Origin of the sequence: Mycolicibacterium lutetiense (assembly GCF_017876775.1) — a bacterium.
Classification (GTDB): Bacteria; Actinomycetota; Actinomycetes; order Mycobacteriales; family Mycobacteriaceae; genus Mycobacterium; species Mycobacterium lutetiense.
In genome coordinates this window covers 371,144-384,739 of the sequence record NZ_JAGIOP010000001.1, presented here as the reverse complement: position 1 = coordinate 384,739, position 13,596 = coordinate 371,144, and the positions used below count along the sequence as shown (strand labels likewise).

Annotated in this window: 10 protein-coding genes and 1 pseudogene; 7 read left to right on the top strand and 4 right to left on the bottom strand. The window is 66.1% G+C overall.

Features of this window, described 5'->3' with window-relative positions:
• Window positions 1-7: 7 nt before the first annotated feature.
• The 3 genes from JOF57_RS01875 to kdpA (JOF57_RS01865) all read right to left on the bottom strand — a co-directional run bounded on the left by JOF57_RS01875 (window position 8) and on the right by kdpA (JOF57_RS01865) (window position 3,833).
• A complete protein-coding gene (locus tag JOF57_RS01875; protein WP_209915710.1) occupies window positions 8-1,198 on the bottom strand; it encodes an FAD-dependent oxidoreductase in 1,191 nt (396 codons plus the stop codon).
• A gap of 66 nt (window positions 1,199-1,264) precedes the next feature.
• Complete coding sequence (locus JOF57_RS01870) at window positions 1,265-2,026, bottom strand: type III PLP-dependent enzyme domain-containing protein (RefSeq protein WP_234937818.1); 762 nt, start codon at window positions 2,024-2,026, stop codon at window positions 1,265-1,267.
• 169 nt (window positions 2,027-2,195) lie between these two features.
• Window positions 2,196-3,833 (bottom strand): potassium-transporting ATPase subunit KdpA, encoded by a 1,638-nt coding sequence (gene kdpA / locus JOF57_RS01865; RefSeq protein WP_209913087.1) that lies wholly within the window; start codon window positions 3,831-3,833, stop codon window positions 2,196-2,198.
• A 315-nt stretch (window positions 3,834-4,148) separates the two neighbouring features.
• Here kdpA (JOF57_RS01865) and JOF57_RS01860 point away from each other — a divergent pair, with 315 nt between their 5' ends.
• The 7 genes from JOF57_RS01860 to JOF57_RS01830 all read left to right on the top strand — a co-directional run bounded on the left by JOF57_RS01860 (window position 4,149) and on the right by JOF57_RS01830 (window position 12,294).
• Entirely contained in the window at window positions 4,149-4,244 is a 96-nt protein-coding gene (locus JOF57_RS01860) for a potassium-transporting ATPase (protein ID WP_234937680.1), read from the top strand.
• Window positions 4,241-4,330 (top strand): potassium-transporting ATPase subunit F, encoded by a 90-nt coding sequence (locus tag JOF57_RS01855; protein WP_019347277.1) that lies wholly within the window; start codon window positions 4,241-4,243, stop codon window positions 4,328-4,330. The genes JOF57_RS01860 and JOF57_RS01855 overlap by 4 nt, the downstream gene beginning before the upstream one ends.
• Window positions 4,330-6,000 (top strand): potassium-transporting ATPase subunit KdpA, encoded by a 1,671-nt coding sequence (gene kdpA, locus JOF57_RS01850; protein ID WP_209913085.1) that lies wholly within the window; start codon window positions 4,330-4,332, stop codon window positions 5,998-6,000. The genes JOF57_RS01855 and kdpA (JOF57_RS01850) overlap by 1 nt, the downstream gene beginning before the upstream one ends.
• Before the next feature lie 119 nt (window positions 6,001-6,119).
• Window positions 6,120-8,177 carry a potassium-transporting ATPase subunit KdpB gene (kdpB, locus tag JOF57_RS01845; protein ID WP_234937817.1) on the top strand — a complete coding sequence of 686 codons (2,058 nt, stop codon included), beginning with the start codon at window positions 6,120-6,122 and terminating at the stop codon, window positions 8,175-8,177.
• Between the two features lies 1 nt (window position 8,178).
• A complete protein-coding gene (locus tag JOF57_RS01840) occupies window positions 8,179-9,039 on the top strand; it encodes a potassium-transporting ATPase subunit C (RefSeq protein WP_209913083.1) in 861 nt (286 codons plus the stop codon).
• A 19-nt stretch (window positions 9,040-9,058) separates the two neighbouring features.
• Window positions 9,059-11,596, top strand: coding sequence for a DUF4118 domain-containing protein (locus JOF57_RS01835; RefSeq protein WP_209913080.1), 2,538 nt, complete (start codon window positions 9,059-9,061; stop codon window positions 11,594-11,596).
• Window positions 11,593-12,294, top strand: a complete 702-nt coding sequence (locus JOF57_RS01830) for a response regulator (RefSeq protein WP_209913078.1) — start codon at window positions 11,593-11,595, stop codon at window positions 12,292-12,294. The genes JOF57_RS01835 and JOF57_RS01830 overlap by 4 nt, the downstream gene beginning before the upstream one ends.
• A 31-nt stretch (window positions 12,295-12,325) precedes the next feature.
• On the opposite strand, the pseudogene JOF57_RS01825 reads toward JOF57_RS01830, so the two are convergent.
• A pseudogene (locus tag JOF57_RS01825) lies at window positions 12,326-13,387 on the bottom strand (IS110 family RNA-guided transposase); the annotation flags it as partial.
• Window positions 13,388-13,596 lie beyond the last annotated feature (209 nt).

Sequence of the window (13,596 nt, the reverse complement as noted above, 5' to 3'; positions counted from 1 at the left end):
TACGGCCTCAGCGGGCATGGTCACCACTGCCGGCGGTGGTCGTCGCGGCGAGCTCCCGGCTGATTCCCGCGGCCATCCGGCGGTGGCTCACCACCCGCAGGAAGGTCGCCAACACCCAGGTCATGAGCCGGTCCGGGACCATCGCCGCCGGCCGCAGCACCGCCTCACCGTGCGACACCTGCAGCGAGGCCACCCGGGACACCGCTGTGACCCGACGACGGCGGGTGTTCTCGTACCACCGCAGGGCACCGGAGAGATCGCCGGTGGCGCGGCGGCGGAAATCCGAAATCGCCTTGCACAACACCATCGTGTCGAGCAGCGCCTGGTTCGTTCCCTGCGCCAGTGTGGGCGGCATCGTGTGGGCCGCATCGCCGACCAACGTCACCGCACCACGCCCCGGCCCGGGGATCGGATGGCGAAAATGCGGATAGGGCGAATGCGCCAGATCATCGTCGGTCAATGTCGCGAGTACCCGATCAACCAGGTCGGACCATCCGGTGAAATTGGCGCGGATCACCTCGATCGGGCGTTCTGGCCTGACGAAGTCCGACGACCACGGCAGATCGAACCACCACTGCACCTCCGTGTCTCCGGCCGGCCAGAGACCGAGGTTCCCGTGCTCGCCGACGATGACGAAGGCGACGTGCCGATCGGCCCCGTCCGGAAGCGCGGCCAGCCCTTGCCAGCTGCACCAGCCGGTCGGCACTGCCGGCGGCGCACCGACGATCTCGCGGAGCCTGGAGTGTAGGCCGTCCGCACCGATCACCAGATCTCCATCCGCACAGCTGCCGTCGGCGAAATCGACCCGCATCCCACTGCCGTTGCCGGCGACGCCGACCACCTGCGCTCGACACCGAATCCGTTCCGCCGGAAAACCTTCCAGCAGACGTCCGAGCAGAACCCGACGCGGAACCATCCGGACCGGCGCACCCATCCGGTTGACGATCGCGGCCACGTCCAGGGTCGACATGGGGCGTCCGGTCGAGGTCACCACCCGAACGGTGGCCAGCTCCTGGCCGGCACCGTCCATCTCGACACCGAGCTGCCGCAACACAGATTCACCGTTCGACCAGATGGTGACGGCGCCGCCACCCGCCCGCACCTCGGGGCGCTGCTCGAACACCGTGACGTCATGTCCGTCCCGCAACAAACCCCGGGCGATGGAGATACCACCCACCCCAGCGCCGACAACGAGGATCCGCAGCGGCCCTTGCGGCGCTGACTGGACGTGGTGCCGGCTCTGAGGCCGTTTTGGGCCCACGGCTCAATTTATGTCCGATACAGGCCCGCTGTACAGGGATCGACCAGTCATTGCCAGCCCAGGTGACACCACAACCACAGGCCTCGGGAACTGCAGCGTCGCGCAGGCGTCGTCAGCGGCCATCTCGATGGCCTCGGCGAACTCCGAGAGATCCTCGGGGCCGGTGTCCACATCGAACCCGCCGCCGACCAGTACCCGTGTGAGCACCGCGCCGTGCGCCCGGCGAATGTCGGCCATCACCGTGATCGCGTCAGCGACTGCCGCCGGATGTCCGGTGAAATAGTCTTTCCCGGAATCGATTTCGCGGTACAAGCCGACCAGATCGAGCCGAGGCCCGTCCAGGACAGCGGCCACCGCGTCGGTACCCGACACCCCCAGGATCACCCGTTGCCGACGGTGCCGGACCGCGCAGGAGGCCAGTAGGCGGACCTCGTCGACGCTGTTGGCCACCAGCCGGCCCACCCCGAGATTGGCACTGCAGAACACCAACTCGTCACCGGTGAACCCACCGGCGTGCACCACCAGACGCATCGGATGGATGCCCGTCCCGATCGCCACCGCGAGATCTCGACCGCTGGTGACAGCGACGATCGACCCATGATCACGTGCCCATTTGGCCACATTGTTGTCGCGGAGCGCCCAGGTAGGCAGTGCGAGTTCGACGGGATCGAGGGAGCGGCTGTACGTGGCACAGCGGCGCATGGCATCCCACTCGGGCGATCGCTGTGGCGCCGCCAAAAATGAGGACCGCAAGCCTGTCGACATGGTCACCGAAACCTCTTTCCATTGGGCCGCAGCCGGATGCCGCGTGCGCCTGGTTCGAGTCTTTCGGCACTGCCGGGGCCTGGCCCGAACCCTTGCGGTCTCTTGACGGGATCGGACGAAACATTCACGCAACATTGATATTTCACAGCCTTCCTTGATGTCGCCTCGGTCACTGCAGCGCATCGGCCACCGGGCCGACCACCAACGCGGGTAGATACTCCAGACCGACGAGCAGCAGAGTGGTGGCCAGGGTCAGCACGATGAAGGTCGGGGTGTGGGTCCGCAGCGTGCCCGCGGTGATCACACCGGGCTGCTGCGCGGCGAAGGTGCCCGCGACGCCGAGAACCGCGATGATCGGCACGAACCGTCCGATCACCATGGCGATCGCCAGCGCGACGTTGTACCAGGTGGTGTTGCCGCTGAATCCGGCGAAGCCGCTGCCATTGTTGGCCGCCGAACTGGTGAAGGCGTACAGCACCTCCGAGAGTCCGTGCGGCCCGGAGTTGAGCATCGCCGCTCCCTGTCCGGGCATCGCCATCGCGATCGCGGTACCGACCAGGATCGCGGCGGGCAGGGCGAGGATGTACAGACTGACCAGCTTCATATGTCTGGCATGCAGACGCTGCTTGAGATACTCGGGCGTCGTCCCCACCATCAGCCCGCCGAGAAACACCGCCAACAGGACCATCATCACCAGCCCGTACAGGCCGCTGCCGGCACCGCCCGGCGCCACCTCGCCGAGCATCATGTTCAGCATCAGTACCGCGCCCCCGAGGCTGGCGAAGCTGTCGTAGGACGCATTCGCCGCACCGTCTCCCGTCGCGGTGGCGGCCTGACCGAACACCGCGCTGCCGGGTACGCCGAACCGGATTTCGGTGCCCTCCACCGGCCCGCCCACGGCGTGCACAACCGTGCCGTGCGGGACCGAGGTCGCCACGGCAAGCGCCACCGTCGCAACCACGAACAACGTTGCCACAACAGCGAACAACGCCCAACCCTGCCTGCAGTCGCCGACCATCACACCGAACATCCGCAGGAACGCGACGGGGATCAGCAGCATCGCCACGATCTCCACCGCATTGGTCAACGGCGTCGGGTTCTCGAACGGATGCGCACTGTTGACGTTGAATGCCCCGCCACCGTCGCCGGACATCAGCTTGATCGACTCCCACGTGGCCACCGGACCGCCGAGCAGCCTCTGGTGCCCCCCGGCGATCGTCGAAACCTCCTGGACGCCATGGACATTGTTGACCACTCCGAGCGCCAGCAGGATCAACGTCACGATCACCGAAAGCGGCAACAGGATCCGCACCACGGTACGCACCAGATCCACCCAGAAATTGCCGATCTCCTGGTTCTGATACCGTGCCAGCCCGCGGATCAATGCGACCGCAACGCACATGCCGACGGCCAGACTCGCGAAGGCCTGCACACCGAGCCCGGCCACCAGCCCGACGTGCCCCAGCGTCGCCTCACCCGGGTAGTTCTGCCAGCTGGTATTGGTCGTAAATGAAATTGCGGTATTGAACGCTAATGCCGGCGTCATGCCTTTATGTCCCCATGGTTGCGGCAAATACGTCTGCAATAGCAACACCCCATAAAGGAAAAGCGCACCGACCGCCGAGAAGGCCAATACCGCGCTGAGGTATTTGGTCCAACGTTGCTGCTCGCCGGGCTGCACCCCGACAATTCGGTAGATGGCCCGCTCAACCGCCCAGCTGCCGTCGGCGCTGTACACACGGGCCATGTAGTTACCGAGCGGGACGTGCAGCAATACGACCAGCGCGGCGATGACAAACAGTTGCATCCAGGAAGCCGGCCCCCACTGCGATGGATCGTCGATGACTCCTGCTCCTCCTGCGCGGTGACATTTCCCATGCAGATTAGGGACAGATCAACCGAGAATTGCCCGTCGATTACGCAATTCCTACGCCCGCAGCGGTGCACATTGACGTCATCTTGACGGCATCTCACCGACCCTCGGCAGGTGCGCGGTGCCGCGGCCCGATAAATCCCGTAAAGGACTGGCGATTCGCCGTAAAGAAGACATAAAGATCGTGGCCGGACGCTGCGGGCGGGCGGATTCTTGAGCAGGTCGCCGAGATACGGCGCCCGTATACGTGTGGGAGAACCCGTGTCCGTAGTGGTGTTCATCGTGCTGACAGTGGCGATCTTTGCGCTGCTGGGCCTGGTGCAGAAGTTGGTCGAGGGACTGTGAGCTACGAAAACGTCGTCGGCCTGGGCCTGGCGATCCTCATCGCGCTGTTCCTCTTCGCGGCGCTGCTGTTTCCGGAGAGGTTCTAGTGACGACTACCACCGCGGGGATCGTCTTCCTCGCCGTCCTCATCGCCGCGGTGGCGGCGGTCCACGTGCCGCTCGGCGACTACATGTACCGCGTCTACACAGCGGAGAAGCACTCGCGCGCCGAGCGCGTCATCTACCGTCTGATCGGCGCCGATCCGAAAACCGAGCAGACCTGGGGCGCCTATGCCCGCAGCGTGCTGGCTTTCTCCGCGATCAGCATCCTGTTCCTATTTGCGTTGCAGCTGGTGCAGGGCCGGCTGCCGCTGCACCTCAACGATCCGGGCACGCCGATAACACCGGCGCTGGCCTGGAACACCGCCGTCAGCTTCGTGACGAACACGAACTGGCAGGCCTACTCGGGTGAATCCACTCAGGGCCACCTGGTGCAGATGGCCGGCCTGGCGGTGCAGAACTTCGTCTCCGCCGCGGTCGGCATGGCCGTGGCGATGGCATTCGTGCGCGGCCTGGTCCGGCGCAACACCGGCGACCTGGGCAATTTCTGGGTGGACATGGTGCGCGGCAGTCTTCGTATCCTGCTGCCGATTTCGATCATCGGTGCACTGATCCTGGTCGGCGGCGGCGCCATCCAGAACTTCGCGCTGCACAGCGAGGTGGTCAACACTCTCGTCGGTGGGACGCAGACCATCCCGGGCGGGCCGGTGGCCAGCCAGGAAGTCATCAAGCTGCTGGGCACCAACGGTGGCGGCTTCTTCAACGCCAACTCGGCGCACCCGTTCGAGAACCCCACCACCTGGACCAACTGGGTGGAGATCTTCCTGATCCTGATGATCCCGTTCTCGCTGCCGCGGACGTTCGGACGCATGGTCAACGCCAAGAAGCAGGGCCTCGCGATTGTCGCGGTGATGGGTGTGATCGCGGCCATCAGCGTGAGCCTGATGATGCTGTTCCAACTGCAGGCGCACGGCACCGTCCCGACTGCGGTCGGAGCAGCCACCGAAGGCGTCGAGCAAAGATTCGGTGTCGCCAACTCCGCGGTGTTCGCGGACGCGACGACGCTGACGTCGACAGGTGCAGTGGACTCGTTCCACGACTCGTATACCAGCCTCGGCGGCATGGTCACGATGTTCAACATGCAGCTCGGTGAGGTGGCGCCCGGCGGCGTCGGCTCCGGGCTGTACGGCATGTTGGTGCTGGCGATCCTCACGGTGTTCATCGCCGGCCTGATGGTCGGCCGCACGCCGGAGTACCTGGGCAAGAAGATCACCCCGCGGGAGATCAAGCTCGCCGCAACGTATTTCCTGATCACACCGTTGCTCGTGCTGACCGGCACCGCGGTGGCCATGGCCATGCCCGGCCAACGGGCCGGCATGCTCAACACCGGGCCGCACGGCCTGTCGGAAGTGCTGTACGCCTTCACCTCGGCCGCCAACAACAACGGTTCTGCCTTCGCCGGCATCAGCGTCAACACCGAGTGGTACAACACCGCACTCGGCCTTGCGATGGTGTTCGGCCGGTTCCTGCCGATCATCTTCGTGCTGGCGCTGGCCGGATCGCTTGCCCGCCAGGGCAAGACACCTGATTCGGTCGGCACACTGCCCACTCATCGACCCCAGTTCGTCGGCATGGTCGCCGGCGTCACCCTGATCCTGGTCGCCCTCACCTTCTTGCCCGTGCTCGCGCTCGGGCCCCTCGCTGAAGGAATCCACTGATGTCAAGCGTTCACTCCTCCCCCGTCGCCGAGCGTCACGCCAGAGTGGCTGCCGCCGGCGGCAGCCACTCCAGCGTGACAAAAGGCTCACGGATCAGCGGCGGCCTGCTGGACCCGAAGATGCTGTGGCGCTCGGCGCCCGATGCGCTGCGCAAGCTCGACCCGCGCACGCTGTGGCGTAACCCCGTCATGTTCATCGTCGAGATCGGTGCTGTCTGGAGCACCGTCCTGGCGGTCCTCAACCCGTCCTGGTTCGCCGGGTTGATCGTCATCTGGCTGTGGCTGACGGTGATCTTCGCCAACCTGGCCGAGGCGGTCGCCGAGGGGCGCGGCAAGGCCCAGGCCGAGAGCCTGCGCAAGACGAAGACGTCGACCATGGCCCGCCGCCTGACCGGCTGGTCCCCGGGCACCCCCGGCCGTGAAGAAGAAGTCGCGGCACCGCTGCTGCAACAGGGCGACCTCGTGGTGGTCGAAGCCGGCCAGGTCATCCCCGGCGACGGCGATGTCGTGGAAGGCATTGCCTCGGTGGATGAATCGGCAATCACCGGCGAATCTGCGCCCGTCATCCGCGAGTCGGGCGGCGACCGCAGCGCCGTCACCGGCGGCACCACGGTGCTTTCCGACCGCATCGTCGTCCAGATCACCCAGAAGCCCGGCGAAAGTTTCATCGACCGGATGATCAACCTCGTCGAGGGCGCTAACCGCCAGAAGACCCCGAACGAGATCGCGCTCAACATCCTGCTGGCCTCGTTGACGATCATCTTCGTCTTCGCCGTCGCCACCCTGCAGCCGCTGGCCATCTTCTCCAAGGCCAACAACCCGGGCGTCCCAGACACCCTGGCGCTCAACGGGAACGGCATCTCGGGCATCGTCATGGTCTCTCTGCTGGTGTGCCTGATCCCGACGACGATCGGCGCTCTGCTCTCGGCGATCGGCATCGCCGGCATGGACCGGCTGGTGCAGCGCAACGTGCTGGCCATGTCCGGCCGTGCGGTCGAGGCAGCCGGTGACGTCAACACCCTGCTGCTCGACAAGACCGGCACCATCACGCTCGGCAACCGGCAGGCCGCCGCCTTTGTACCACTGTCGACTGTCACGCCGGAACAACTCGCCGATGCGGCCCAGCTGTCCAGCCTGGCCGACGAGACCCCCGAGGGCCGCTCCATCGTGGTGTTCGCCAAGCAGGAGTACGGCCTTCGCGGCCGCACACCCGGCGAACTCGACCAGGCGCACTGGGTCGAGTTCAGTGCCAACACCCGGATGTCGGGCGTCGACCTGTCCGACGGTCACCGGCTGCGCAAGGGCGCGGCGGGCGCGGTCGCCGAGTGGGTGCGTTCCGAAGGTGGCCGGGTGCCCACCGAACTCGGTGACATCGTGGACGGAATCTCGGCGGCCGGCGGTACGCCGCTGGTGGTCGGGCGCGTCATCAACGGCAAGGCCGACGTGCTCGGTGTGATCCACCTCAAGGACGTCGTCAAACAGGGCATGCGGGAACGCTTCGACGAGATGCGCCGCATGGGCATCCGCACGGTGATGATCACCGGAGACAATCCGCTGACGGCCAAGGCCATTGCCGACGAGGCCGGTGTGGACGACTTCCTCGCCGAGGCCACGCCCGAGGACAAGATGGCACTGATCAAGAAGGAGCAGGCCGGCGGCAAGCTCGTCGCGATGACCGGCGACGGCACCAACGACGCCCCCGCCCTGGCCCAGGCCGACGTCGGCGTCGCGATGAACAGCGGGACCTCGGCGGCCAAAGAGGCCGGCAACATGGTCGATCTCGACTCCGATCCCACCAAGCTGATCGAGATCGTCGAGATCGGCAAGCAGCTACTGATCACCCGGGGCGCACTGACCACGTTCTCGATCGCCAACGACATCGCGAAGTACTTCGCGATCATCCCGGCGTTGTTCGTGGCCCTGTTCCCCGGCCTGGACCTGCTGAACATCATGCGGCTGCACAGCCCGCAATCGGCGATCCTGTCCGCGGTGATCTTCAACGCGATCATCATCGTGGCGCTGATCCCATTGGCGCTCAAGGGTGTCCGGTACACGCCCAGCAGCGCATCCAAGCTGTTGAGCCGCAACCTGTACGTCTACGGCCTCGGCGGCATCATCGCACCCTTCATCGGCATCAAGCTGATCGATCTCGTCGTCCAACTCTTCCCGGGAATGTGACATGAATTTCTCCAACCTGGTTCGTCAGCACGCAGCAGCCCTGCGGGCGCTGTTGGTACTCACCGTGATCCTTGGCATCGGCTACCCGGTCTTCATCTGGCTGGTGGCCCAGATCCCCGGCCTGCGCGCCAATGCCGAGGGATCGCTGATCGAGGCGAACGGAGAACCGGTCGGCAGCAGCCTGATCGGTCAGTCGTTCACCGACGCGGACGGCAATCCACTGCCCCGCTACTTCCAGAGTCGCCCGTCCAACGCCGGTACCGGCTACGACCCGATGGCCTCGGGCGCAAGCAACCTCGGCCCGGAAAGCGTTATCGACCAACCCGACAAGCCGAGCCTGCTCACCCTGGTGTGCGCACGCAGCGCAGCGGTCGGCACGCTCGACGGAGTCGACGGTGCCCGACCGTTCTGCACCGGAGGCGGTGTCGGAGCGGTGTTGTCGGTGATCGGACCCCGCGACTTACGCGGGAACGTCATTCAACCGACGAAGGTGGTCAGCGTCAACGAGCCCTGCGATACAACGAAAACCACGTTCCTCAACACCTACGAGGGCGTGCGGGTGGAATGCGCCAAGGCCGGCGAGGACTACAGCCTCGGCCTGATCGTGCCGATCCGCGGCAGCGCACCCGCCGAGCCCGAGGTACCCGCAGATGCCGTCACCGCCAGCGGCAGCGGCCTGGACCCGAACATCTCGGTGGCCTACGCGGATCTTCAGGTGAACCGGGTGGCCACGGCCCGCGGTCTCAACCCCGATCTGGTACGCACCGTGGTGGGCCAGCACACAGACGGACGCACCCTGGGCTTCTTCGGCGAACCGCGGGTCAACGTGCTGGAACTCAACATCGCCCTCGACGCGCTGTAGGCACGAGGATGATGGTCTTGTGAACACGGCGTCGTCCAGCCCCACCAAACGCGGTGAGCTGCGCATATATCTGGGCGCAGCTCCCGGCGTGGGCAAGACCTTCGCGATGCTCGGCGAGGCGCACCGCAGGCTCGAACGCGGCACCGACGTGGTTGCCGCGGTGGTCGAAACGCACGGGCGCAAGAAAACCGCCGATCTGATCGACGGTATCGAGACCATCCCGCCGCGCTACGTCGAGTACCGGGGAGGCCGCTTCCCCGAACTCGACGTGGCCGCGGTTCTGGCGCGCAACCCTCAGGTGGTGTTGGTCGACGAGCTCGCCCACACCAACACCCCGGGTAGCAAGAACCCCAAGCGCTGGCAGGACGTCGAAGAACTGCTCGCTGCCGGGATCACGGTGATCTCCACGGTCAACGTCCAGCATCTGGACAGCCTCAACGACGTGGTCACCCAGATCACCGGAATCGAGCAGCAGGAGAAGGTTCCCGACGAGATCGTTCGGGCGGCCGACCAGATCGAGCTGGTCGACATCACTCCGGAGGCGCTGCGCCGCAGGCTGTCCCACGGCAATGTGTACGCACCTGAGCGTATCGATGCAGCACTGTCGAACTACTTCCGGCGCGGAAACCTCACCGCGCTACGGGAACTGGCGCTACTGTGGCTGGCCGACCAGGTCGACGCCGCGCTGGCCAAGTACCGGGCGGACAACAAGATCACCGACACCTGGGAGGCCCGCGAGCGCGTGGTGGTCGCCGTTACCGGCGGCGCAGAGTCGGAAACCCTGGTGCGCAGGGCATCCCGCATCGCCTCGAAATCCAGCGCCGAACTGATGGTGGTACACGTCGTACGCGGAGATGGACTTTCAGGCCTCTCGGCACCCCAGATGGGTAAGGTGCGGGAGCTGGCCGCCAGCCTGGGGGCCACCGTGCACACCGTCGTCGGAGATGACGTACCCGCGGCACTGCTGGATTTCGCCCGCGAACGCAATGCCACCCAGTTGGTCCTCGGGACGTCGCGGCGGTCCCGGTGGGCGCGGATTTTCGAAGAGGGCATCGGACCCGCTGTGGTGCAGCACTCCGGCAAGATCGACGTGCACATGGTCACCCATGACCAGGCCCGCCGCGGGTTCGGCTGGTCGACCGCCACCCCCCGTCAGCGCCACATCGCGTCCTGGCTTGCGGCCCTGTTAGTTCCGTCCGCGATCTGCCTATTGATCGTCGGGGTGCTGGATCCGGTCCTCGGGGTCAGCGGCGAAAGCGCCCTGTTCTTCATCGGTGTGCTGGTCGTCGCGCTGCTCGGCGGGGTGGCGCCCGCCGCGCTGTCGGCTCTGCTGTCCGGACTGCTGTTGAACTACTTCCTGGTGACGCCGCGGCACACGTTCACCATCTCCGAACCCGACAGCGCGGTCACCGTTGTGGTGCTGCTGCTGGTCGCGGTAGCGGTCGCGGCACTCGTCGACGGCGCCGCCAGCCGGGCGCGCGAAGCCAGGAAAGCCTCGCAGGAGGCCGAGCTACTGACGCTGTTCGCCGGGTCGGTGCTGCGCGGCGCAGACCTGACCACCCTGCTGGAACGGTTGCGGGAGACGTACTCCCAACGCGCGGTGAGCCTGCTGCGCGAACACGACGGGACCACCGAGATCGTGGCGTGCGTCGGCTCGAAGCCCTGCGCCGAGGTGGACTCCGCCGACACCGCCATCGAAGTCGGGGACGACGAATTCTGGCTGCTGATGGCCGGACGCAAACTGGCCGCCCGCGACCGCCGCGTACTCAGCGCCGTCGCCAAACAGGCCGCCGGACTGGTCAAGCAACGCGAGCTCACCGAGGAAGCCGGCCGGGCCGCGGCCATCGCCCAGGCGGACGAATTGCGCCGGGCACTGCTCTCGGCGGTCAGCCATGACCTGCGCACCCCGCTGGCCGCGGCCAAGGCGGCGGCGTCGAGCCTGCGCAGCGAGGACATCGACTTCTCCGCCGAGGACACCGCCGAACTGCTGGCCACCATCGAGGAATCCGTCGACGCGCTCACCGCGCTCGTCGGCAACCTGCTGGACTCGTCGCGGCTGTCGGCCGGCGTGGTTCGCCCCGAGCTGCGCCGGGTGTATCTGGAGGAGACGACGCAGCGCGCCCTGTTGGGAATCAGCAAGGGTGCCACCGGATTCACCCGCGAAGGCCTGGACCGGGTGAAGGTCGAGGTCGGCGATGCGGTCGCCATGGCCGACGCCGGACTGCTCGAGCGGGTGCTGGCCAACCTGATCGACAACGCCCTGCGGTACGCACCCGACGGCCCCATCCGGGTCAGCGCCGGACAGGTCGCCGACCGGGTACTGATCGCGGTGATCGACGAGGGGCCCGGAATGCCGCGCGGGGCCGGGGAACAACTCTTCGCACCGTTCCAGCGACTCGGCGATCACAACACCACCATCGGCGTCGGGCTGGGCCTGTCCGTCGCCCGCGGATTCGTCGAAGCCATGGGCGGCACCATCTTGGCGACCGACACCCCCGGCGGTGGGCTCACCGTCGAAATCGACCTTGCTGCACCGCCAAAGGACGAACCGGCATGACACCCACCAACTCCGCCAAGACCCGTGTCCTGGTGATCGACGACGAACCGCAGATCCTGCGCGCGCTGCGGATCAACCTTTCGGTACGCGGCTACGAGGTCGACACCGCCACCAACGGCGGGCAGGGACTTCGCGCCGCCGCCGATCACCGACCCGACGTGATCGTGCTCGATCTCGGCCTGCCGGACATGTCGGGCATCGAGGTGCTGGCCGGGCTTCGCGGCTGGCTTTCGGCACCGGTGATCGTGCTCTCGGCCCGCACCGACTCGTCGGACAAGGTCGAGGCGCTCGATGCCGGCGCCGACGACTACGTCACCAAACCCTTTGGCATGGACGAGTTCCTGGCCCGGCTGCGCGCGGCCGTGCGCCGTGGCGCGGCAGCTTCCGAGACGGATGAGCCCGTCATCGAAACCTCCTCGTTCACCGTCGACCTCGCCGCCAAGAAGGTGACCAAGAACAATCACGAGGTCCACCTGACGCCCACCGAGTGGGGCATGCTGGAGATGCTGGTGCGCAATCGCGGCAAGCTGGTGGGCCGTGAAGAACTGTTGCGTGAGGTGTGGGGGCCCGCCTACGCCAAGGAAACCCATTACCTGCGGGTGTACCTGGCGCAACTGCGCCGCAAGCTCGAGGACGATCCGTCACATCCGGTGCACCTGCTGACCGAAGCAGGGATGGGCTACCGCTTCCAGGAGTGACTTTTCCCGGCGAGCAATAGCTCCTATGTCAAGCCGCCACTGATTGTGGCGGCTTGACTGGGTTTTGGTGGTCGTGGGCGTCGCGGCGTAGGGCTTGGTAGACGCGGCGAGCGATTCGGCGTTTGACGCAGCGCAGCGCCGCGCGTTTGGTTTTCCCGGTCTCGATCAGTTTTTGGAAGTAGATCTGCCCGAGGCTGCCGGTCATCCGAATCTGGGTCAGGGCGATGCGGTGGATGGCGGCGTTGAGTTGACGGTTGCCGGCCCGGCTTAACCGCATCTGCCCGGCACTGGCCCCAGACCACGCCGGGATGGGCGCAACCCCGGTATGGCAGGCAAACGCTGCCTCACTTGTGAACCGGCCGATGCCGGCGACCTCGCCGACGATCTTGGCCGCCGAGAGCTCCGCGCAGCCAGGAATCGCCAGCAGCGTCGGTGCGACCTGGCCGATGCTGGCCGCCAAGCGGTTGGTCAAGGTGTTGATCTCACTGGTGAGCCGGATGATGTCGCCCACCTCAGCGCGGGCGATTTCAGCGACCACACCGGGCCGCTCGGCCAGCCACACCATCAGGGCCTTCTGATGCTTGAGAGCAGTCAGTGAGCCCAACGCGGCGGCCCACTCGGGATCGAGGTCATGAACATGCCACAACACCCGGTTGATCGCCGAGGTCCGTTGTCCCACAAGAACATCACGACGATCAGTCAACAACTTGAACTCCCGCGACACTTCGTCGTGCGAAGCGACCGGCAGATCAGGTTCGCGCAGCACTGCCCGCGACACCGCAAGCGCATCGATCGGATCGGACTTGCCTCGAGCGCGCGCGGACTTGCGGGTGGCGGCCATCAGTTTGGTGGGTACCCGCACCACCTTCTGCCCCGCACCGAGCAGGTCACGCTCCAGCCGTGCCGACATGTTGCGGCAGTCCTCGATGCCCCAGATCAACTCGACACCGAACTGCTCGCGGGCCCACATGATGGCCTTGCGATGCCCATCAGTGGTGGCCTTGACGGTCTTCTCGCCGAGCTTGCACCCGACCTCATCGACCGCGACAAAGGTGTGGGTGGACTTGTGTACATCGGCTCCAACAACAACCATGATGGTTGCCTCCTTCAGTCATGAAGAGGGTGTGTTGAGGTTGGGCCGGTCGGCGGACACTTCTCAGTCGGGGGCGATGCCACGCTCCTATCAAGTCACGCCGTCCGGTCCTTCACATCTGATGCCGGCACTACTGCTCAACGCCAACCCACCAAAGGGGCGGCAGACACAAAATGAGCCAGACACCAGATGATCCAGACCCAACCACC

Bases quoted from the DNA above. Each gene is read 5' to 3' on its own strand.
- kdpA (WP_209913087.1), bottom strand. From the start codon at position 3,833: ATGCAACTGTTTGTCATCGCCGCGCTGGTCGTATTGCTGCACGTCCCG.
- JOF57_RS01830 (WP_209913078.1), top strand. From the start codon at position 11,593: ATGACACCCACCAACTCCGCCAAGACCCGTGTCCTGGTGATCGACGAC.
- JOF57_RS01840 (WP_209913083.1), top strand. From the start codon at position 8,179: ATGAATTTCTCCAACCTGGTTCGTCAGCACGCAGCAGCCCTGCGGGCG.
- kdpB (WP_234937817.1), top strand. From the start codon at position 6,120: ATGCTGTGGCGCTCGGCGCCCGATGCGCTGCGCAAGCTCGACCCGCGC.
- JOF57_RS01870 (WP_234937818.1), bottom strand. From the start codon at position 2,026: ATGTCGACAGGCTTGCGGTCCTCATTTTTGGCGGCGCCACAGCGATCG.